Source organism: Devosia sp. J2-20 (assembly GCF_055808475.1).
Genome location: NZ_CM147870.1, coordinates 2,266,132 through 2,286,290 on the forward strand (window position 1 = coordinate 2,266,132; position 20,159 = coordinate 2,286,290).

The 20,159-nt window shown below is 60.2% G+C and carries 21 protein-coding genes, 2 pseudogenes and 1 riboswitch; of the genes and pseudogenes, 4 read left to right on the plus strand and 19 right to left on the minus strand.

The features are described from left to right. The 9 genes from nusB to AC0L37_RS11160 form a co-directional block, all read right to left on the minus strand. Complete coding sequence (gene nusB / locus AC0L37_RS11120; RefSeq protein ID WP_212658382.1) at positions 1–495, minus strand: transcription antitermination factor NusB; 495 nt, start codon at positions 493–495, stop codon at positions 1–3. A gap of 102 nt (positions 496–597) precedes the next feature. Next, a complete protein-coding gene (gene ribD, locus AC0L37_RS11125) occupies positions 598–1,671 on the minus strand; it encodes a bifunctional diaminohydroxyphosphoribosylaminopyrimidine deaminase/5-amino-6-(5-phosphoribosylamino)uracil reductase RibD (RefSeq protein WP_282221112.1) in 1,074 nt (357 codons plus the stop codon). Continuing rightward, positions 1,668–2,144, minus strand: coding sequence for a transcriptional regulator NrdR (gene nrdR / locus AC0L37_RS11130; protein ID WP_212658384.1), 477 nt, complete (start codon positions 2,142–2,144; stop codon positions 1,668–1,670). The genes ribD and nrdR overlap by 4 nt, the downstream gene beginning before the upstream one ends. Positions 2,145–2,153: 9 nt before the next feature. Beyond that, a complete protein-coding gene (gene glyA / locus AC0L37_RS11135; RefSeq protein ID WP_269369639.1) occupies positions 2,154–3,455 on the minus strand; it encodes a serine hydroxymethyltransferase in 1,302 nt (433 codons plus the stop codon). Between the two features lie 121 nt (positions 3,456–3,576). Further along, a riboswitch (ZMP/ZTP riboswitch) is annotated at positions 3,577–3,659 on the minus strand. Between the two features lie 48 nt (positions 3,660–3,707). Further along, the gene (locus tag AC0L37_RS11140) at positions 3,708–3,917 is read right to left on the minus strand and encodes a DUF6898 family protein (RefSeq protein ID WP_212658386.1); all 210 of its coding nucleotides are present in this window, start codon (positions 3,915–3,917) and stop codon (positions 3,708–3,710) included. A gap of 92 nt (positions 3,918–4,009) precedes the next feature. Beyond that, positions 4,010–4,168, minus strand: a complete 159-nt coding sequence (locus tag AC0L37_RS11145; protein WP_282221111.1) for a hypothetical protein — start codon at positions 4,166–4,168, stop codon at positions 4,010–4,012. After that, on the minus strand, positions 4,155–5,222 hold the full coding sequence (locus tag AC0L37_RS11150; protein ID WP_282221110.1) for a L,D-transpeptidase family protein: 1,068 nt from the start codon (positions 5,220–5,222) through the stop codon (positions 4,155–4,157). The genes AC0L37_RS11145 and AC0L37_RS11150 overlap by 14 nt, the downstream gene beginning before the upstream one ends. A 293-nt stretch (positions 5,223–5,515) precedes the next feature. Then, entirely contained in the window at positions 5,516–6,025 is a 510-nt protein-coding gene (gene ldtR / locus AC0L37_RS11155; protein WP_212658388.1) for a transcriptional regulator LdtR, read from the minus strand. 211 nt (positions 6,026–6,236) lie between these two features. Then, complete coding sequence (locus tag AC0L37_RS11160) at positions 6,237–6,626, minus strand: DUF6163 family protein (protein WP_212658389.1); 390 nt, start codon at positions 6,624–6,626, stop codon at positions 6,237–6,239. 95 nt (positions 6,627–6,721) lie between these two features. Between AC0L37_RS11160 and hemB the strand changes: the two genes are divergently transcribed. From hemB to AC0L37_RS11180, 4 genes and pseudogenes are all read left to right on the plus strand, one after another. Continuing rightward, positions 6,722–7,735, plus strand: a complete 1,014-nt coding sequence (gene hemB, locus AC0L37_RS11165; RefSeq protein WP_282221109.1) for a porphobilinogen synthase — start codon at positions 6,722–6,724, stop codon at positions 7,733–7,735. Positions 7,736–7,742: 7 nt separating this feature from the next. After that, positions 7,743–8,309, plus strand: a complete 567-nt coding sequence (locus tag AC0L37_RS11170) for an RDD family protein (protein ID WP_282221108.1) — start codon at positions 7,743–7,745, stop codon at positions 8,307–8,309. A gap of 59 nt (positions 8,310–8,368) precedes the next feature. After that, positions 8,369–9,096 (plus strand): annotated as a pseudogene (locus AC0L37_RS11175) (arginyltransferase). Between the two features lie 63 nt (positions 9,097–9,159). After that, complete coding sequence (locus tag AC0L37_RS11180) at positions 9,160–10,170, plus strand: endonuclease/exonuclease/phosphatase family protein (protein ID WP_282221107.1); 1,011 nt, start codon at positions 9,160–9,162, stop codon at positions 10,168–10,170. Here the strand turns inward: AC0L37_RS11180 and AC0L37_RS11185 are convergent. The 10 genes and pseudogenes from AC0L37_RS11185 to AC0L37_RS11230 all read right to left on the minus strand — a co-directional run bounded on the left by AC0L37_RS11185 (position 10,167) and on the right by AC0L37_RS11230 (position 20,123). Further along, on the minus strand, positions 10,167–10,478 hold the full coding sequence (locus AC0L37_RS11185; protein ID WP_282221106.1) for a Dabb family protein: 312 nt from the start codon (positions 10,476–10,478) through the stop codon (positions 10,167–10,169). The genes AC0L37_RS11180 and AC0L37_RS11185 overlap by 4 nt on opposite strands. Beyond that, positions 10,475–12,745 carry a DNA topoisomerase IV subunit A gene (gene parC / locus AC0L37_RS11190; RefSeq protein WP_212658395.1) on the minus strand — a complete coding sequence of 757 codons (2,271 nt, stop codon included), beginning with the start codon at positions 12,743–12,745 and terminating at the stop codon, positions 10,475–10,477. The genes AC0L37_RS11185 and parC overlap by 4 nt, the downstream gene beginning before the upstream one ends. Positions 12,746–13,294: 549 nt before the next feature. After that, positions 13,295–14,001 (minus strand): annotated as a pseudogene (recO, locus tag AC0L37_RS11195) (DNA repair protein RecO). 3 nt (positions 14,002–14,004) lie between these two features. After that, positions 14,005–14,388, minus strand: a complete 384-nt coding sequence (locus AC0L37_RS11200; protein ID WP_212658397.1) for a YkvA family protein — start codon at positions 14,386–14,388, stop codon at positions 14,005–14,007. 4 nt (positions 14,389–14,392) lie between these two features. Next, positions 14,393–15,316, minus strand: a complete 924-nt coding sequence (era, locus tag AC0L37_RS11205; RefSeq protein WP_212658398.1) for a GTPase Era — start codon at positions 15,314–15,316, stop codon at positions 14,393–14,395. Continuing rightward, positions 15,313–16,020 (minus strand): ribonuclease III, encoded by a 708-nt coding sequence (gene rnc / locus AC0L37_RS11210; RefSeq protein WP_269369624.1) that lies wholly within the window; start codon positions 16,018–16,020, stop codon positions 15,313–15,315. Before rnc ends, era begins: the two co-directional genes overlap by 4 nt. After that, entirely contained in the window at positions 16,017–16,811 is a 795-nt protein-coding gene (lepB, locus tag AC0L37_RS11215; protein ID WP_212658400.1) for a signal peptidase I, read from the minus strand. The genes rnc and lepB overlap by 4 nt, the downstream gene beginning before the upstream one ends. A gap of 30 nt (positions 16,812–16,841) precedes the next feature. Then, positions 16,842–17,261, minus strand: coding sequence for a holo-ACP synthase (gene acpS, locus AC0L37_RS11220; RefSeq protein WP_212658401.1), 420 nt, complete (start codon positions 17,259–17,261; stop codon positions 16,842–16,844). Then, a complete protein-coding gene (gene pyrE / locus AC0L37_RS11225; RefSeq protein ID WP_269369621.1) occupies positions 17,258–17,851 on the minus strand; it encodes an orotate phosphoribosyltransferase in 594 nt (197 codons plus the stop codon). Before pyrE ends, acpS begins: the two co-directional genes overlap by 4 nt. Next, complete coding sequence (locus AC0L37_RS11230) at positions 17,838–20,123, minus strand: RelA/SpoT family protein (RefSeq protein WP_269369618.1); 2,286 nt, start codon at positions 20,121–20,123, stop codon at positions 17,838–17,840. Before AC0L37_RS11230 ends, pyrE begins: the two co-directional genes overlap by 14 nt. Positions 20,124–20,159: the final 36 nt, after the last annotated feature.

The window sequence follows — 20,159 nt, forward strand, 5'->3', positions numbered from 1 at the left end:
CTATTTGGTCTCGGACATGTCCGAGCCGGCCGTGCGGGCGATGGCGTCGAGTGCGCCATTGACCATGCCGGTGGCCTCGTCTTCGTAGAAGGCCTTGGCAATGTCGACATATTCGGTGATGACCACGCGCGGCGGAATATCCTTGCGGCGCAGCAGTTCAAAGGCAGCGGCGCGCAGGATAGCGCGCAAGGTGGCATCAACGCGCTCGACCGGCCAACCTTCGGCCAGGGCCTGATCCACGGCAGGGTCAATCGCCAGCTGATGCTTGGTGACTCCGGTGACGATCTGCTTGAAAAAGTCAGCGTCAGCAGGCAGATACTGCTCGCCTTCGATCTCGCGACCCAGGTGGAAGCTGCCAAACTGGGCAAGCGTATCTTCCAGCGAGGTCCGGCCGATATCCATCTGATAGAGCGCCTGCACAGCCGCCAGTCGGGCGGCGCCGCGCTGGTTGGCGGGTCGGTCGGTCTGGGGATCGCGCTTGGGGGCATCAGCCATAGAAAGTCACTCTTTTGATTCCGGGCTGGAGGCACCGGGCGGCAAGGGCCAACCCCATAGTCGCCTCCGGCAGGAACATCAATACAATTGGCACGCCTGCAGCTATGCGGGCCGTCGAAAGAATTTGAGCGTGTGGGCTCCGTGCGCTTGCTGGCCGGTCTCGACAAGCCCCTGCTCGCGGATCAAATCGGCCATCGGCCCGGTACTTGAAGCTGCCGGGCCTGCGGTGTCGCCAGCAGCAGTTGTGATCAAGCCGAAGCAGTCAACCAGCCCGGCAAGCAACAGTGCCGATGTCAGTCGCGGACCAGACTCCACCAGCAGATTCTGAATGCCCTTGTCGGCGAGCGCTGCGAGGCTGGCCGAAAGGTCCGGGCGCCCTTTTGTGCCATTGACGCGTAAGACCTCGACTGAGACAGGCGCGTCAATCGAGACGGTAGTTTCGGCAATGATTGCAGTGCGATAGCCGGAAAAACCACCAATAAGATTCAAGCTGCGATCAAGTCCTTCGGCCCCTGACAGCACCACCCGCAATGGGGTCCGAGATGCCAGACCGGGCAAGGCGATTGCCAGTTGTTGATCGAGATGGCGCGCGGTCGCGGCGCCGATCAACACGGCATTGGATCGGGAACGTTGCAGGTCGAGCCAATCGCGAGCAGGACCGCTGGCTGGGGTGACAACCTTGTCGTCTGGCGACACTGCCATCATGACCGTGACATAGGGCCGAGCCTTGACGCGGTGGCGCATATGGCCAGCATGCAAGGCCATGGACGGCGCGTGTTCGGCCAGCACGACTTCAATGCCGGCAGATTCGAGGCGTTCAACGCCAGCCTGGGCTGTACGCGGGTCCGGATCGGCAACGCCAATGACCACCCGCATGACGCCGGCGCGAACAATCGCGTCAGCGCAGGGCGGTGTGCGACCCCAGTGATGACAAGGCTCAAGCGTAACGTACAGGGTCGCGCCCGCGGCGTCGAAGCCGGCATTTTCAAGCGCGATTGTTTCGGGGTGCGGCCTGCCACCGCGCGCCGTGACGGCGCGGGCGATCAGTGTCTGCTTGTGTGGATCAACGATCAGGGCGGCTGCACAGGGGTTGTCGCCCGTGGTACCCAGGAATGGCGTCGCATAGCGCACAGCAGCATCAAGCCAGCGCTCGTCCTGGGCAGATAGCTGGGTCAATCGTCGTCGCGCAGAGTGCCCTGCCCCTCCGCCAATTCAGCCAGAAAATTCCGGAAATCATCGGCAGCCGAGAAATTCTTATAGACCGAGGCAAACCGGACAAAAGCCACGTCATCGAGGCCCTTGAGCCCGTCCATGACATATTCGCCAATCTGGTCAGAGGTGACTTCCACATCGCCCAGACTTTCCAGCTGGCGGACAATGCCGGAGATCATGCGCTCAATCCTGTCGGCTTCGACCGAGCGCTTGCGCAAGGCGGTATAGACCGAGCGGGCCAGTTTTTCGCGATCGAACGGTACCTTGCGACCACTCTTTTTGACCACGGTCAGGTCGCGAAGCTGGACCCGTTCGAACGTGGTGAAGCGGCCGCCGCAGCCATTACAGACACGGCGGCGGCGAATGGCGCCGGAATCCTCGGTCGGGCGGCTGTCCTTGACCTGGGTGTCGTCATTTCCACAATAGGGACAGCGCATAAAAAGCCCTTACAGACCGTAGATAGGGAAGCGATCGGTGAGCGTCTTGACCTTGTCGCGAACCTGCGCCTCGACAGCCGCGTTATTGTCCTCGCCATTGGCCTTAAGGCCATCAAGCACTTCGATGATCAGTTCGCCAATAAGCTGGAACTCGGCTTCACCGAAACCGCGGGACGTGCCTGCCGGGGTGCCCAGACGAACGCCTGAGGTGATGGCGGGCTTTTCAGGATCAAAGGGGACCGCATTCTTGTTACAGGTGATGTGAGCGCGCTCAAGAGCGGCTTCAGTTGCCTTGCCGGTCAAGCCCTTGGGACGCAGATCAACCAGCATCAGGTGGTTGTCGGTGCCGCCGGTGACGATATCAACGCCGCCCTTGACCAGGGTTTCCGCCAGTATCTTCGCGTTGGCGACTACCTGACGGGTATAGGACTTGAACTCTGGCTGCAGTGCTTCCTTGAAGGCTACGGCCTTGGCAGCGATGACATGCATCAAAGGGCCGCCCTGGATACCGGGGAAAATCGCCGAGTTAACCTTCTTGGCGATTGCCTCGTCATTGGTCAGGATCAGGCCGCCGCGCGGGCCGCGCAGAGTCTTGTGGGTCGTGGTTGTGGCAACATGGGCGTGAGGGAATGGGCTTGGATAAGAGCCACCCGCCACCAGGCCGGCAACATGGGCCATATCGACAAACAGAATTGCCCCGACTTCATCGGCGATGGTGCGGAATTCGGCCCAGTCCATGGTCCGTGAATAAGCCGAAAAACCGGCGACGATCATCTTGGGCTGATGCTCATGGGCCAGGCTGCGCACCTGCTCCATGTCGACACGACCGTCCTGCTTGCGGACGCCATACTGGATGGCGTTGAACCACTTGCCCGACTGGTTTGGCTTGGCACCATGGGTCAGATGCCCGCCGGCGTCCAGCGACATACCCAGAATGGTATCACCGGGCTGAATCAGCGCCTGATAGACACCCTGGTTGGCCTGCGAACCAGAATTGGGCTGGACGTTGGCGAACTCGACGCCAAAAAGCTGCTTGGCGCGCTCAATGGCCAGCGTCTCGGCGACGTCAACATACTGGCAGCCACCATAGTAGCGACGACCGGGATAGCCTTCGGCGTACTTGTTGGTGAGAACCGACCCCTGCGCGTCCAGAACGGCCTGGGACACGATGTTTTCAGAGGCAATAAGCTCGATTTCACTCTGCTGACGGCCAAGCTCATCCTTGATGGCGGCAGCCAGTTCCGGATCGGTCTGACCCACGGAATTGGTGAAAAAGTTCGGGAAGAGCGGAAGTGATGTGGCGGCGCTCATGGAACGATTACCTCGCAAATGGCGATACAGGTGGGCGTGACGGTGCCTTTATCACGTCGCGAAGTGCGATTCCAAGGCCAAGAAAGTTGGGTCTGATGCATCGGGGCTCCCCTGATATGCGGATGGGTGCCCAGGCGAGCGGCTCTTCAAGGTTCGCGTTCCCCGATGGTTCCCCATCTCTTCTCGCCAGTCGCGCGAACGCTGGAATTATGGCGCAAAATACAAGCCAGCGAAAGGGCAATTGCGGGCAGTTCAAGCGAACTTGCCCGGTGAGGCCGGTGGTGCGGCCCCTTCGCCCAGCTTTCGGCGCAGCTTGGCCAAGGCAAGTTGCTGCATCTGGGTCTTGGTTGCCGTGACGGGGGTGATGACGATCACTTCAACGCCGGTGGCAGCGTCGAACGCGGCCACCCGCATCTGACGGCCGACCTGCGAAAACTCGAATAAGACTTCACCCTGCGCCATGGCACCACGATAGCAAGATTCTACGCCTTGCGAATACAACAACGCCCTCCGGCAAGGGAGGGCGTTGGAAAAATGGCAAGAATTTCAGTGAATCAGGCCTGATCGAAGCTGACCTTGCCCTGTTCGTCGAACTTGTAGACGTCGTCACGGAAGCTGACGGTACCCTGACGGTTGGCCCAGGCCGTAATGTAAGTTGTGTGCAGGGGAACGCGTGCCTTGCACTCAATGTCGAGCCGCTCAAGCGAGGTCAAAGGTCTGATCAACGCGATTCAGATCCCAGTCGCCATTGTCGCGCAGCAGCCAGTTCACCAGCTGATTGACACCTTCAACGCGGACGCAGCCGGACGAGTGGAACCGGGCGTTCTCGTCAAACAAGGCCTTGGACGGCGTGTCGTGCAGATAGCAATCAAACGGATTGTAGAAGTTGATCTTGCAGTGGCCCATGGAATTGGCCGCGCCGGGTTCCTGGCGATACATGTAATTGATCGCGTTGCCCAAATTGTTCCAATCGATGGTGGCCGGGGAGATCTCATTGCCCTTGCCGTCATAGATATGGATGTTCTGCTTTGCCAGATATTCAGGGTCTTCCTTCATGTACTTGGTCAGGTCGCGCTCAACGAGCGACTTGGGCACATGCCAGTAAGGGTTGAAGTTGATCTGGCTGACCTTGCTGGCCATGATCGGCGTGGCGCGATCGACGCGACCGACCACTGCGGTGTGGCGCTGCTCGACCATGCCGTCATTGACGGCCTCGATGGTAGCGGCCGGAATATTGACCACGACGTAACGTGGATTAAGCTTGGCGGCCATGTTCTGGACGCGGGTATAGTTGAGATAGAGCTGCTGCAGGCGCTGCGAGGCCGGAACAGCCATGGCGTACCATGTTGCTTCGTCGACCTGGCCCTTGATGTTGAGACCATGGCGCGCCTGGAACTTACGCACGCCCGCATCGGTATCCGCATCGAAAACATCGTTGACGTTGTCGACCATGCCCATATCGCCTGACGAGATCAGGCGGCGCTTAAGGGCGATGACCGACTTCTTCGAGTTACCGAGCGTCAGGCCATAAGCCTCCTGAGGGATTTCTTCCCACCCGCCAGCGGCAACGAAAGGCTCATATTGCGAGATCGCCAGCTGCAGGTTGTAGGCGGTATCAAAAGACAGAATCGGCTCATTGGTTGCAATCAGTGCCTCGGCCGCTGTCGTATTGCCGCCCCTGTCGGCATCACGCAGGACGCGATTGCGCTCGAACATGTCGAACATCGACTCGCCTTCTTGCGCGCGCAAGGCGGTTGGCAAGGCCATGGAAGCCCCGGCCATGGCCGTGTACCGGAGGAGAGAACGTCGATTGAGCCGCATTAAGTCACCCGATTTTGTCTGACTGCCGAAGCAGATCAACTTTTACCATCCCCAAGCTGAGGTCACAACGCGGTCAAACGCATGTGATGCCGACGGATCATGCCCGTCAGGACGAGGGAATGGCCTGAACCCCATAGTGCCCTTTACCTGTGTTTGCGGCGAAAATGAGAACGCCGGCCCCTGGGGACCGGCGTTTGCAATGCAGTGTGGCGCTCGGGCAACAGCAGATGCCCGTTGAGTTAAAGCTTGTAAAGGATCTGATCGACCCAGAAGCGCTCAAGGCGGGCCAGTGCCTTGTTCAGGCCGTCAAATTCGTCGTCGCCCAGACCACCGACCTTGTCGATGGACTTGAGGTGGCGATCATAGAGTTCGTCGATCACTTCAGCCACTTCCTCGCCCTTCGGGGTGAGCTTAATGCGCACCGAACGACGGTCAGAACGCGAGCGCTCCTGGAAGATGTAGCCGGTTTCGACCAATTTCTTGAGATTGTAGGAGACGTTCGAGCCCAGATAGTAACCGCGGGAGCGCAACTCGCCAGCGGTCAGCTCTGCGTCACCGATGTTGAACATCAGCAGTGCCTGAACTGGATTGATATCATCCCAGCCCATCCGGTCGAACTCATCCTTGATGAGATCAAGCAAACGGCGATGAAGACGCTCTACCCGGGAAACGGCTTCCAGATAAAGCGGCTTCAAGCTCTTGGGACGTTCCGGGGTCAATGCCTCGGCTGCGTTGGATTTGAATGCCATTTTAGCCTCACTGTTATGCAGTCTGTGCGATTTTTCGCATCTCATGAGGACAAACTACCGGCACGTTTCTAAGATCGCCCTAAGCAGCGTGATTAAGAGCATCTTACTGGAATGCAATGAGAATTTGGCTTTATTCTTCGTTACACCAGTAGAGAGATTTGTAACCTTACGGGGGTGTAAACGCGCCGGGCATGATTTGAAGCCCTGCTATTCAGTCGGCGGCGCGGGCGCGGCTGTTGCGAATGCTGAGCGCGAAGATGATGATGATAGAGGCCAGCAGGACCAGACGTACGGCGAAGCCGATGGCGGTCATGTCCACATCAGAACTACCCAGCAGATAGAGCGCCAATTCGACGCCGGTGGCCCCCACCAGAAGCACTGCGCCCCAACTGGCCTTGATCCAGAGCCCCACCGCCGCGAACAGGCGCGCCAGCGCAAAGATCGCCAGATAGACAAAGCCGGTCATGCCCATGGTGGATATGGGGCTGACAGCACCCAGATTGACGCCGAGCAGCCGTGCAGCATCGTTGAGCCCAAGCAGCAGGCTGATGATGGCGACGATGCGAATATAGATGCCGATAGGCGGAGCGTTGAAATCCATGGCAGTTTTCTATCTGTCGGCAAGGGATGCGACAAGCCGGTGCTTGGAGGCGCCGCCTGCCACTGCTAAACCGCTTGTTGAAACAGGAGACCAAGATGGCCGAGCAGTGGCACAAGCACGATATGGATCTACTGGGTGGTCGTCGGCTGCGCCGGACACGCCGCACGGCCTGGAGTCGGGCCATGGTGCGCGAGACCACGCTTACGCCGGCTGACCTGATCTGGCCGCTATTCGTGATTGAGGGACAGAACCAGAAAACCCAGATCCGCACCATGCCGGGCGTGGAACGGCTGAGCGTGGATTTGTGTATCGAAGCGGCCAAGCAGGCGCGCGACGCCGGCATCCCGGCGCTGGCGCTGTTTCCAAACACACCCGACCATCTACGCAGCGAGAACGGGGCCGAGGCATTCAACCCCGACAATCTGATGTGCCGGGCGCTGAGCGCCATCAAGAGCGCAGTGCCCGAGATCGGCTTGATCGCCGATGTGGCGCTCGACGAATACTCCAGCGACGGCCAGGACGGCCTGGTGCGCGATGGTGAGATTCTCAACGACGAGACCGTCGAGGTGATGATCAAATCCGCCCTGGTGCAGTCCAAGGCTGGCGCCGACATCATTGCGCCCTCAGACATGATGGACGGTCGGGTTGGCGCCATTCGTGCCGCGCTGGATGCCAGCGGGTACGAGCAGACCCAGATCATGGCCTATGCCGCCAAATACGCTTCCTTCTATTACGGACCATTCCGCGAAGCTGTCGGGTCGGGCAGTCGTCTCAAGGGTGACAAGCGAACCTACCAGATGGACTACGCCAATTCTGATGAGGCCCTGCGCGAGATCGAACAGGACATTGCCGAGGGCGCGGACAGTGTCATGGTCAAGCCGGGCATGCCCTATCTCGACATCGTCCGACGTGCCCGGGACAACTTCAATATTCCGATCTATGCCTACCAGGTGAGCGGCGAGTACGCGATGATCGAAATGGCCGCGGCTGCGGGCGCCATTGATCGCCAGGGTGCTATTGTCGAAAGCCTGCACGCATTCAAGCGTGCCGGTGCCAACGGCGTACTGACCTACTTCGCGCTCGAGATGGCACGGGAACTGGCGCGGTAACATTTGTGTGCCCTTGCCTCTTGCGCTGACGCGGGGGCATAACAATGTTGAAGACATGCACCAGACAGACACTACCGGCCCTACCCTGCCCGACCCCAAGACCGCTCCCGCATTGTTCGAGGGCGTGTTGACGCGTCGCGTCATGGCTTTTTTCATCGACTTGTTCGTCATGGGATTGATGATCCTGGCCTTCGCCTTTGTCGGGCTGATCGTCGGCTTCGTGACCTTTGGTCTGGGCTGGCTCGCGCTGATGTTTGTCGTCCCGGCCACAATCGTTCTTTATTACGGCGCCACGCTGGGCTCGCCGAAGCGCGCAACGCTGGGCATGCAGGCCATGGACATTGTGCTGACGCCGACACGTGGGCAGCCACTGGATGGCTGGATGGCATTCGTCCATGCAGGCGTGTTCTGGGTCACGACCTGGATATCCTGGCCCCTCTCGTTGCTGTTTGCCCTGTTCACGCCCCGCCGGCAGATGATCCACGACCTGATCACCGGTACGCTGATGGTGCGACGCTCTCCCATGGAACGCCATTGGCGCGACCATTCGGCACGGGCCAATCAGGCATACTGACCCGTTGCCGCGGATGATTGGGGAGCGTAGAGTTCCTCAACCGCACCCAAGGGTCGTGAATGACCGATCAGACGCCAGAAACCACCCAACTATTCCTGACAGCCGCCATGCCTTGCCCTTATCTGCCGGGCAAGCAGGAGCGAAAGCTGTTTACGCATCTGAGTGGCCGCCGGGCATCGAACCTGCATCATCTGCTTAGTGAAAACGGGTTTCGGCGCAGCCAGAATTTGATCTACCGCCCAGCCTGCGAAGGCTGCAATGCCTGCCAGTCTGTACGAATCGTTGCAGATGGGTTCGCGCCATCCAAGCGCTACAGGCGGGCATTGCGCGCCAATGATGATCTGAGCATCGAAGTGCGGCCAACCACGGCAACCAGCGAGCAGTATGATCTGTTCAAGCGCTATCTGGACTCGCGCCATGCCGGTGGCGGCATGACCCAGATGAGCTATGTCGACTACGAATATATGGTCGAAGACACGCCGGTTCAGTCGATCCTGATCGAGTACCGTTTGCGCGAGCATCCGGACCAGCCTCTGGTGGCTGTGGCCTTGACGGACGTGATGCCGGACGGGCTATCGATGGTCTATTCGTTCTATGACCCCGATATGGCCCACCGCAGCCTGGGCACCTTCCTTATTCTCGATCACATCGCCCAGGTCCGTTCTGCGGCCCTGGACTACGTCTATCTGGGCTATTGGGTGCAGGACTCCCCAAGATGGCCTACAAGGCGCAATTTCGGCCGCTACAGGTGCAGCGCGGCCCGCTTGGCTGGGTCGAACTAAGCTAGGCGCCATGTTTGGGCCACACGGCTCATCCAGATCGTGGTGATCCCTTTGGCGCCGGATTCGGTATGACATCACTGCTCAACGTTGTCCGGACCTGCCTTGTCCTCGGTGCATTGCTGGCGGCAACACTGGCAGTTGCGGCGCTGTTCGGTTTTGCCTTTGGCGCGCTGGACCTGCTCAACCATGCCCAGATATTCCTGTTTCCCGGCACGCTGCTCGGGTTGGTGATCCTGGCGCTAGCCCTGCGTGGTCAGGCGCGCCGTGTCGCGCTGATTTATAGTTTTGTCGGACTGGCGGCCTCGGCCAATGTGATGGTGCCCGAACTGATTTCAGGAATGCAGGTGCGCCCTGCGCCGCCGTCATCGGGCACCGTGACGATGATGACGCATAATCTGTTCGGCATGAATTACGAGATGGCAAAGGTAACTGCGGCGATTGCGGCAGAAGATCCCGACATCATCGTGTTGCAGGAATATTTCGGCGAGCAGGCCACCGATCTGCACCCGCGCCTGCTGGCTGACTATCCGTTTTTCACTCGCTGTCGCGGCGGCAAGAGGGCCAATCTGGGGCTCTACTCTCGAATCCCGTTTGAACAGGTGCAGGACGGCGCCTGCCCCAATAACGCCTATGTGACCGACCGGACAGGCCATATTCTGGCACGGTTTCAGCCTGACGGGTATGGCGCCTTTTCCGTGCTGACCACACATATGGACTGGCCGCTACCGGTGGAACGTCAGCGCGCGCAATTGGTGGGGCTCTCTGCAGTTGTTGCCGAAGTGGAGGGTCCGCTCATTGTGGCGGGCGATTTCAATTCCACACCATGGTCCTACGCACTGCGTGATTTTGTGAGCAGCAACGGGCTGGTACGCGAGACGGTCAATCTGGTGACCTATCCGCTACGCTGGTTCTACTTCGGCGCCTGGCAGGACACGATCCCCTTCCTGCCCCTGGATCACGTAATGACCCGCGGCGGTGTGGTGGTGCACGAACTCCATGCAGGCCGGCGGACAGCCAGCGATCATCTGCCGGTGGTGTTCACATTCTCGGTGCAACCGAGCTCTCCCCTGCCCGACTAGTTGACCTGCAGATCAAAGACCATGATGCCGTCGCGGCCACCTTCAAGCGCGGCAACAAGGCGCGCGCCGGCAGCCTTGTGGGCAGGATCAACCAGATAACGATCACGGGCAGCCTCGTCGGCCAGATCCATGATGAAACCATCGTTGAAACCCTGCGACACGCCCTCGGGCGAAATATTGGGTCCGAAATCTGCAGACAGCAAGCCCTCGATCTGGCCCACCAGTGCACTCAGCCCGTCGTAAATCTCGGCGCGCTCGGCGGCGGCGACATCGGCACGAAACTTGACGAAGACGCAGTGGCGGATCATCCGGTAAACCTGTTGTTGCGTGGAAAGCCATTGGGCGGCTGACGGCCAGCGGTAGCGCGGTCAGCAATCCAGGCGGTCAGCTCTTCCATCGGTTTGGTGAAGGTGCGACCTGAGCTGTCGGTCCAGGTGAGACCATCAGCAGCGTAGAAGGTCTTGATGTCAGAGACGCCGCCATCCTTGTAGCGCTGCAGGCGGACGCCCTTGCCGCGACTCATTTCGGCCAGCTGGCTGAGCGGGAAGACAAGGAGCTTGCGGTTCTGGCCGATAATGGCCACGCGATCGCCAACAACCGGAACGAGTAACGCCGCTTCGATAGGCGCCGCGACGTTGAGGACCTGCTTGCCCTTGCGGGTATTGGCGATCATGTCGTCTTCGCCAATGATGAAGCCATAGCCTGCGGTGGAGGCAACAATGCGCTTCTGGCCAGCGCGATAGACGAAGATATCGACGATATCCTGGCCTTCCTCGATATCGACCATGATGCGCACCGGCTCGCCCTGACCGCGACCGCCGGGCAGCTTGTCGCCAGCCAGCGTATAGACCTTGCCACCAGTGGTGAGCATGAGGAGCTTGTCGGTGGTCTCGCACTTGATCGACAGCTTGAGCCGGTCACCGGCCTTGAAGCCCTTGTCGTCGATATCGTCAGTGTGACCCTTCGGTGCGCGGATCCAGCCCTTTTCGGACAGGATGACCGTGATCGGCTCGCGCTCGATAAAGGCTTCCGTGACTTCGGAGAGGTCTGCGTTGGGGGCATCCTTGAGGATAGTGCGACGGGCGCCCAGTGCGTGGGGCGTCGTGCCATCAGCCTCAAGCAGCGGATAGGCCGCCTTGAGGGCTTCGACCTGCTTGCTGATATTGGACCACTGACGCTTTTCAGACGCCAACAGCGCTTCAAGCTGCCCCTGCTCCTTGGTCAGGTTCTCGTGTTCCTTGCGGAGTTCGATTTCCTCAAGCTTGCGCAAGGAGCGCAGGCGCATATTCAGGATCGCTTCGGCCTGCACGTCGGAGAGCTCAAACGTGCTCATCAGCGAGGCCTTGGCATCATCCTCCTCGCGGATGATGCGGATAACCTCATCGAGGTTGAGATAGGCAATGATGTAGCCGCCAAGCACTTCAAGGCGATGGGCGATCTGGCCCAAGCGATGGTTCGAGCGGCGGACCAGCACTTCCTTGCGATGCTCAAGCCAGGCCTTGAGGGCCTGCGGCAGGCTCATCACCTTGGGCACGGCGCCCTTGTCGAGCACGTTGAGATTGAGCGGGAAGCGGGTTTCAAGATCGCTGACCTTGAACAATTGCTCCATCAGGATCACCGCATCGACAGTGCGGGCGCGGGGTTCAAGCACAAGACGGATATCGTCCGAGCTTTCGTCGCGCACATCCTTGAGCAGTGGCAGTTTCTTGGCGAGCAGCTGCTCGGCGATCTTTTCGACCAACCGGGACTTCTGGATGCCATAGGGAATTTCGGTGACCACGATCAGATAGGAACCGCGGCCGGTTTCCTCGATCTCCCACTTGGCCCGGAGACGGAACGAGCCGCGACCCGTGGCATAGGAGCGGGCAATCGAGGCCGCCGATTCCACCATGATGCCACCGGTGGGGAAGTCTGGCCCCTTCACGAACTGAGTCAGCTCTTCGGCGGAAGCATCTGGATTGACATTGATAAGATGCAGGGCCGCTTCACACAGCTCATAGACATTGTGTGGGGGGACCGAGGTGGCCATGCCCACTGCAATGCCCGTTGAGCCGTTGGCCAGCAGATTGGGAAAGTTGGATGGCAGGACGACGGGCTCTTCGTCCTCTCCGTCATAGGTCGCCTTAAAATCGATAGCGTCTTCGGTGATGCCCTCGAGCAGGCGCATCGCCACATCGGTCATGCGGCTTTCGGTGTATCGCATGGCAGCGGCGTTATCGCCGTCGATGTTACCGAAATTGCCCTGGCCATCGACCAGTGGGTAGCGCAGCGCAAAATCCTGCGCCAGGCGCACCAAGGCGTCATAGATCGACTGATCGCCATGCGGGTGAAACTTACCGATCACGTCGCCGACAATACGCGCCGACTTCTTGTAGCCTTGGCCCGGATCAAGCTTGAGCAGTCGCATGGCGTGGATAATGCGGCGGTGAACGGGTTTGAGACCGTCACGCGCATCAGGCAGAGCACGCTGGGTGATCGTCGAGAGAGCGTAGGATAGGTACCGCTCCTCAAGCGCCTGCTTGAGGTCGACGACGCGCTGGTCATCGGCAGGCGGAAGGGTATCGGTGTCAGACATCGGCGAGCATTCCACGAGAACGAATCAGGAAAGCACTATAGCGGGGCTCGCGCCGGTTCCGACGGTTTTGCCGCGAAAAGACGCCGGTTCTGCACGGTTTTCGGACGTGCCGAAATTGCGCCCGGCCTTACGGCGTCGCGCTTGTGACGGGTAATGGGCGGCCATTGGCTCAATCCAGTTACTAACTCAGGGAGCCAAAGGCCGCCCATCACGGTCTGGAGCTTTCTCACCAGGATCGGTTCAGCCCAGGCTGGTATTGCAAGCCCGACTGCCAATTCCCCGGCCAAACGGGCGCCCCCGTCTCCAGCCTCCCCGTCCAACCCTGCGTTGGGGTCGCGTGCTGACGGGAATGTCAGAAGTATGCGCGCGGTTTTGCACGTGGGGATAAAGGGCAGACATTTCTGGCCAATGTCTCGATGAGTGCAGTCGTCTTCCCGGCGCTGCCCGAAATCTCGGAATGGACCCCGGCCTTTTGCCGGTGTGACATCGCATGTGGCGACAGGTCGGCGGGCAAGGCAGCGGGGTGTTCAGAAAAGCGTGCGACCGCCCTCAATGCTCCAGGGTCAATGCCGCTACCAGCAGGTCTCGAGTGGCCGATGGCGTGAGGTTACGGGGCCCTTGGACGTGGGTTTGGAGGAAGTGACTGGTCAGGCGTAGGGCGTCGGCAATGTCATGCGGACTGGCATTGCCACGGGCGGTGAGGAAACTGGGGAGCGGCAGGAGCCGGTCCAGATAGGGCGCAGCCGCCGCGCGCGACACCGCCCTGCCCGATTTGGGCGAGACATGGGTCAGATCCTCGGTCGCGCCTGTCACCGCGCAGTGGTCGAGATCCAGGCCAAAACCGAGATCATCGAGCACGGCCAGCTCAAAGCGAACCAGCGCAACTCCATCGGGTGGCGAATCAATCAGACGCAACGCCATGCCAAGCAGGCGATCATGGGCATCGCGCTCCGGCAACTGACGCAGATGCTCACACACGAGCTGGCTGAGATAGAGCCGCGTCCGGTCGGCTATCAGCTCGGCAGCGCGCGCCTGCAGCAGTTCGACAGTGAACATGCCCAACTGGTCCTCAAGGCGCGCGCGCCAGGTCAACTGGACGGTGTTGCCAGGCTGCAGTGCTGCGGCCTGTCTGGGCGAGCGCCCCCGCGTACCAGACCCAGACAGCGGCCCCGGCCAGCCACCATCGCTTCGGCAATAACACTGGATTCGCCGTGACGGCGGACGCCGATCAGCAGTCCCTCCCCGGTCCATTCCATCGCCTATACCCAGTCCGTTGCGAGCATGAGTGTCAACCAGACCGCCAGCAGCCAGATCAGGATGACGGCCAGCATGCCGAGCCTGCTGACCGGCTTTGCTGCAATCTGGCTGGCAGCTGCGCGAAACTCGGCGAAAAGCGGCGCCGGGATCAGTTTGACCACGGCGACAATGCCGAGCGGGACGATGAGCAGGTCGTCGAGATAGCCCAGCACCGGAATGAAATCGGGAATGAGATCGATGGGCGACAGGGCGTAGGCCGCAATCGCGGCAGCAAGAATGCGCACCGCCATTGGTGTTCTGACGTCCCTGGCCGCGAGCCAGACGGCGATTACATCGCGCTTGATGGTGCGAGCCCACTGCCTGGCACGATCGAGCCAGCCGGGCATTGGATCAGTTTTTTCCGTGCGGGTATTCAAGGCCCATCTCGCGGTAGCGCTCGGGATCATCGCCCCATTTTTCGCGCACCTTGACGAACAGGAAGAGGTGAATGGGCACCTCGTACATTTCCATCAAATCCTTGCGGCTCTCCTGACCGATGGCCTTGATGGTCTGACCGCCTGCGCCCAGCACGATTTTCTTGTGGCTGTCGCGCGTGACATAAACCACCTGATCGATCTTGTAGGAGCCATCCTTCTGGATCTTGAAGCTCTCGGTCTCGACCGTGCAGTTATAGGGGATCTCATCATGAACGCGCAGGAACAGCTTCTCGCGCGTGACCTCGGCGGCCGTGATGGCCATGGTCAAATCAGTCAGATGATCCTCGGGGAAATGCCAGGGGCCGGGCGGGATGTGCTTGACGCACCAGTCCATCAGATCGGCAACGCCATAACCCTTGAGGGCCGAAATCATGAAGGTGGCTTCAAAACGCAGCTTTTCATTGAGGGTCTGGCTGAGCTCGAGCAGCGCTTCGTTCTTGATGGTGTCGATCTTGTTCAGGATCAGGATCTTGGGGTGGCTAATATTGGCCAGACCTTCGAGCATGGCGTCGATATCGGGCGTGATGCCGCGTTCGGCATCGATAATGAAGCCGACGATGTCCGCATCCCCCGCCCCGCCCCAGGCGCTATCAACCATGGCCCGGTCGAGCCGACGCTTGGGCGCAAAGATGCCGGGCGTGTCGATGAAGACAAGCTGGGCCTGATCCTGGGTGACAACGCCGCGCACCTGGCTGCGGGTCGTCTGCGCCTTGTGGGTGACGATGGAAACCTTGGTGCCAACCAGTGAGTTGAGCAGCGTCGATTTGCCGGCGTTGGGGGCACCAACCAGCGCGATAAAGCCGCAAGAGGTGTCGGCGAGTTCAGTGGGTGAGTTCATTTGGGATCCTTCCACACCTGCTGGGAAATCAGGAACAGTTCGGCGGCCTTGTGTTCGGCGATCTTCTTGGAAGGACCGGTGGCGCTGACCTGTTCGAAATCGCCCAGGGCGATGGCGATGGTAAATTCGGGGGCATGGTCGGGACCGGAGCGGCCGACCTGGATATAGCTGGGTGGCTCAAGGCCGCGGGCCTGGGCCCATTCCTGCAAGGTGGTTTTGGCGTCGGCCTTGTTGGCCTGACCGTCAGCGAGAAATTCCTCAAACATGCGTTCGACGAACTCATAGGCCTTGCCCATGCCGCCATCGCAGAAGATGGCGCCAATGACGGCCTCGGTGACATCGCCGAGAATGGCCTCTTTTTCGGCGCCGCCGGTACGCGCCTCGCTCTCGCCGAGATTGAGTTCGCCGCCCAGATCAAGGGTGCGGGCGATGATGGCGCAGGTTTCCTTGCGCACCAGCGTATTCAGCGTACGGCTGAGTTCGCCCTCATTGGCCTTTGGGTAACGCCGATAGAGCATGTCGGCGACGACAAGCCCAAGCACGCGGTCGCCAAGAAATTCCAGACGCTGATAGGACCGCTCAATACGCTTGGCAGGCGAGACGGCGCTGGAATGCGTGAGCGCGCGATCAAGCAGGTCCGGATCGGCAAAACGATAGCCTAGCCGGAACTGAAGTTTGTCGTGATTGCGCGCTGCACGGCTCATTTGTAGACGGACTGGAACATACGATCCCAGCGCACGTTAGCGGGCCACTGCCAGATCTGCCAAGGCGGCAGGTTATCCTTGATGGAGAAGAAGCGCGCCTCGGCCTTGGCAATCAGGTTGATATCGGGGACATAGCCGACCTGGCTGAGAACGCGGCTATCAGCGGAGCGGTCGCGATTGTCGCCCATCATGAAATAGTGGCCGGCGGGCACGACGTAGACCTGAGTGTTATCGAGCGGAGCGCTGTCGGAGATTTCCTGGATTGTGTGCGTGGTGCCTTCAGGGAAGGTCTCGCGGTACACGGTGACCTCGACGGTCTGACCCGAGCTGTCGGTATCCATGGTGGTACCGATCTCTTCGCGCTCGACCATCACATCATTGATATACAGGCGGCCGCCCTGCATCTGGACCCGATCGCCGGGCAGACCCACGATACGCTTGATGTATTCGATGTTCTGCGGGACCGGTCGGAACACGGCAACGTCGCCACGGTTGGGATCACGCCCGAGAATGCGGTTGGAGATCGGCAGCTCGAAATCCAGCGCCGTAAAGTTGCCGTAGCGCCCCAGCGAGAAGGAGTGCTTGCCATAGCCCCAGACGTATTTGTTGGCGACGAAATAGTCGCCAATCATCAGCGTCTGCTGCATCGATGCGGTGGGAATGGAAAATGGCTGATAGAGGAAAGACCGCAGCACGATGGCGATCAGCAGCGCCTCGACCACGACAACGAAGGTTTCAACCCATTCATTGGTCGCGGACTTGTTGGCAGACTTGTCGGCTGGCTGGCTCATGGATTTCCCCGGATCGGTAACGCGGCAGCGTTATTCCGTTGCGGCAGCCGGGTCAATCGGCAGCGCCTCAATGATGACGAACGCCTGGGCAAGCCCGGCGTCATCGGTGATGGTGAGATGGATGTGGGGCTGATAGCCCGGCGGCACAAGGCGGTCGAGCGCTTTTGCGGCCCCATTGGTCAAATGCATGGTCGGTTTGCCCGAAGGCAGGTTCACCACACCCATATCGCGCCAGTAGACGCCGTGGCTCAGGCCGGTGCCAAGAGCCTTGGAGCACGCCTCCTTGGCGGCGAAGCGTTTGGCGTAGGAGGCGGCGCGTTCGGCGCGGCGGTCTGACTTGCGCTGCTCGATCTCGGTAAAGCAGCGCGTGGTGAAGCGCTGACCATAGCGTTCAAGGGTCTTGGCGACCCGACCGATCTGGCAGAGGTCCGAGCCCAGCCCGATGATCACTTGACCCCCTGAATGCCGCGGCTGCCGGGCTTGATGGCGGGAATGGCGGCCAACTCTGGCGGCAGCTGATCGGCGGGATAGGCCGGTACCTTGTATTCGATCAGGCTGACCAGCGGCACACCGACATCGGCTTCGCCGCCCGAGCGATCGATCAGGCAGGCGGCAGCAACGACATTGGCGCCAATACCGCGCAAAGCGGCGACGCATTCGCGGATCGACAGGCCGGTTGAGACGATGTCCTCGACCACGATCACCTTGTCGTCAGGTGCAATCTCAAAGCCGCGGCGCAGCTCAAACTTGCCATCGACCCGTTCGGTATAGAGCGCTGGCAGGTTGAGATGGCGCGCTGTTTCATAGCCGGGAATGATGCCGCCAATGGCGGGCGAGACGACCTTGGTCACATCGCCAAAGCCATCGGCATGGATTTTAGCGGCCAGTGCCTTGCAGAGTTTTTCCGTCTGGGCCGGATACTGAAAGACCTTGGCCTTTTGCAGAAAGACTGGTGAGCGCAGGCCCGATGACAGAATGAAATGCCCCTCGAGCATGGCACCGCATTCGCGGAACACGGCCAATACGTCATCTCTTGTCATCGCTAAACCTCTTGTCGACGTTGCCGTCCCATTCGAGCGTGGAAATCATCGATGCCTCGCGGGTGCCGGCGCGCTGCACGGCGCTGAGGCCGGGACTACGCTTGAGCGTTGCCAGAACATCGGTGAGTTGCGCAAGGTCACGCACCTCGATTTCAAAGATCATCTGGTGAAAGTCTGGCGAAATCATCCGCATCACCAGATTGTTGATATTGGCGTCGCAGGCCGCAATTGCCGAGGAAATCTGGGCCAGAGAGCCGGGCTTGTTCACCGACTCCATGGAGATGACCGTGGCATAGGGGCGATCTTCGCGGCCCACCAGGTTCCAGCGCACATCGACCCAGGCAACATCGCTGTCGTGCAGATCGATCAGGGCATCGGAATGGATGGGGTAAATCAGCATGGGCTTGTCGGGCTGCAGAATGCCGACCAGGCGGTCGCCCGGCACGACGCCCTCGGAAGTCACCGTGACGCCCATGTGGAAATCCAGCTGCGCCAGCGCGGCCTTGGCCTTGGGGCCGGAGCGCTGCCCGCCGGGGACGCGGAAGCGAAACAGGTCAGTGGAGCGCAAGGCAAACCAGCCATCGGCGGTATCGGCAACCGGCAAATCAAGCTTGCGGCGGCGTTTGCGCAGTCCCTTGACCGTCGCCAGCTCGGTGGCCAGGGCTTCGGACGCGATCTTGCCCTCACCGACCGCAATAAGCAGGTCGCGGCGGCTCGGACTGCCAAGGGCCTCTGCGAGTGTCTTGGCCTCGGTCTCGTCGAGCATGACGCCTTCGCGCTCAAGCATCATGTTGAGGACGTGTTCACCCAGCGCAAAGGTGCGCTGGGTAGCAGCGTGGCGTACGGCCCGGCGAATGGCTGCCCGTGCCTTGCCGGTGGCGGCGATGCCCAGCCAGTTCATGGGCGGCATGTGGTTCTGGTCGCGAATGATCTCGACTTCGTCGCCCGAGCGCAATTGCGTCACCAGCGGCAGGATGGCGCCGTTGATCTTGGCGCCGACGGTCGTGTCGCCGATATCGGTGTGCAGAGCATAGGCGAAGTCGATCGGCGTCGCGCCGCGCGGCAGGGCAATCAACCGTCCACGCGGAGTGAAGCAGAACACCTGATCCTGAAACAGTTCAAGCTTGGTATATTCGAGGAAATCCTCGGTAGAACTGCCAGCCGTCAGATGGGCAATGGTCGAGCGCAGCGACCCATAAGCCTGGGATTCATTCTCGATGCGGCTGAGATCAGCCGAAGCACCATCCTTGTAAAGAGCGTGTGCGGCAATGCCGAACTCGGCGATCCGATCCATCTCTTCGGTGCGAATCTGCAGCTCGGCGCGCTGACGTCCGGGGCCGACAATGGTGGTGTGGATCGACTGGTAGTCATTGTGCTTGGGGACCGAGATATAGTCCTTGAAGCGACCGGGCACGACCTTCCACTTGGTATGGACCACACCAAGTGTATGATAACACTCATCAATCGACCCAACGATCACCCGGAACCCGATGATGTCGGAGAGTTGCTCAAGGGCGATGGATTTGCGTTCGATCTTGTTGAAGATCGAATAGGGCAACTTCACCCGGGCCTTGACGCGTGCGGTGATGCCTTCGGCCAGAAACCGTTCGGTCAACTCGGTCGAGATGGTTTCGATGGTTTCGCTATAGGCGGCCTGCATCTCGTCGAGACGGGCGACAATGGCAAAGTAGTGCTCGGGCTGCAGGATCTTGAAGGAGATGTCCTCAAGCTCGTTGCGCATGTCCTGCATACCCATGCGGCCGGCGAGCGGGGCATAGATATCCATGGTCTCCTGAGCAATACGCGTGCGCTTTTCGGGCGGCATGTATTGCAGGGTGCGCATGTTGTGCAGGCGATCGGCAAGCTTGACCAGCAGCACGCGTACGTCCTGACTGATCGCCAGCAGCAGCTTGCGCAGGTTTTCAGCCTGGGCTTCCTCGCGCGATACCAGATTGAGCCGTTCGATCTTTGTCAGGCCATCTACGATAGCGCCGATCTCAGCACCGAAGAGCTGATCGATCTCGGCCCGGGTGGCGTCGGTATCCTCGATGGTGTCGTGCAGCAGCCCCACGACGATGGAGGCATCATCGAGCTTGAGCTCGGTGAGGATGGCCGCCACTTCGAGAGGATGGTTGAAATAGGGGTCGCCGGAGGCACGCTTCTGCGAGCCATGCTTTTGCATGGCGTAAACGTAGGCCTTATTCAACAACTGCTCGTCGACGTTCGGGTTATACGCCTGAACGCGTTCGACAAGCTCGTACTGACGCATCATGGGATTGGTCGCTCGCTCGGAGGAAAGAGCTTAGCG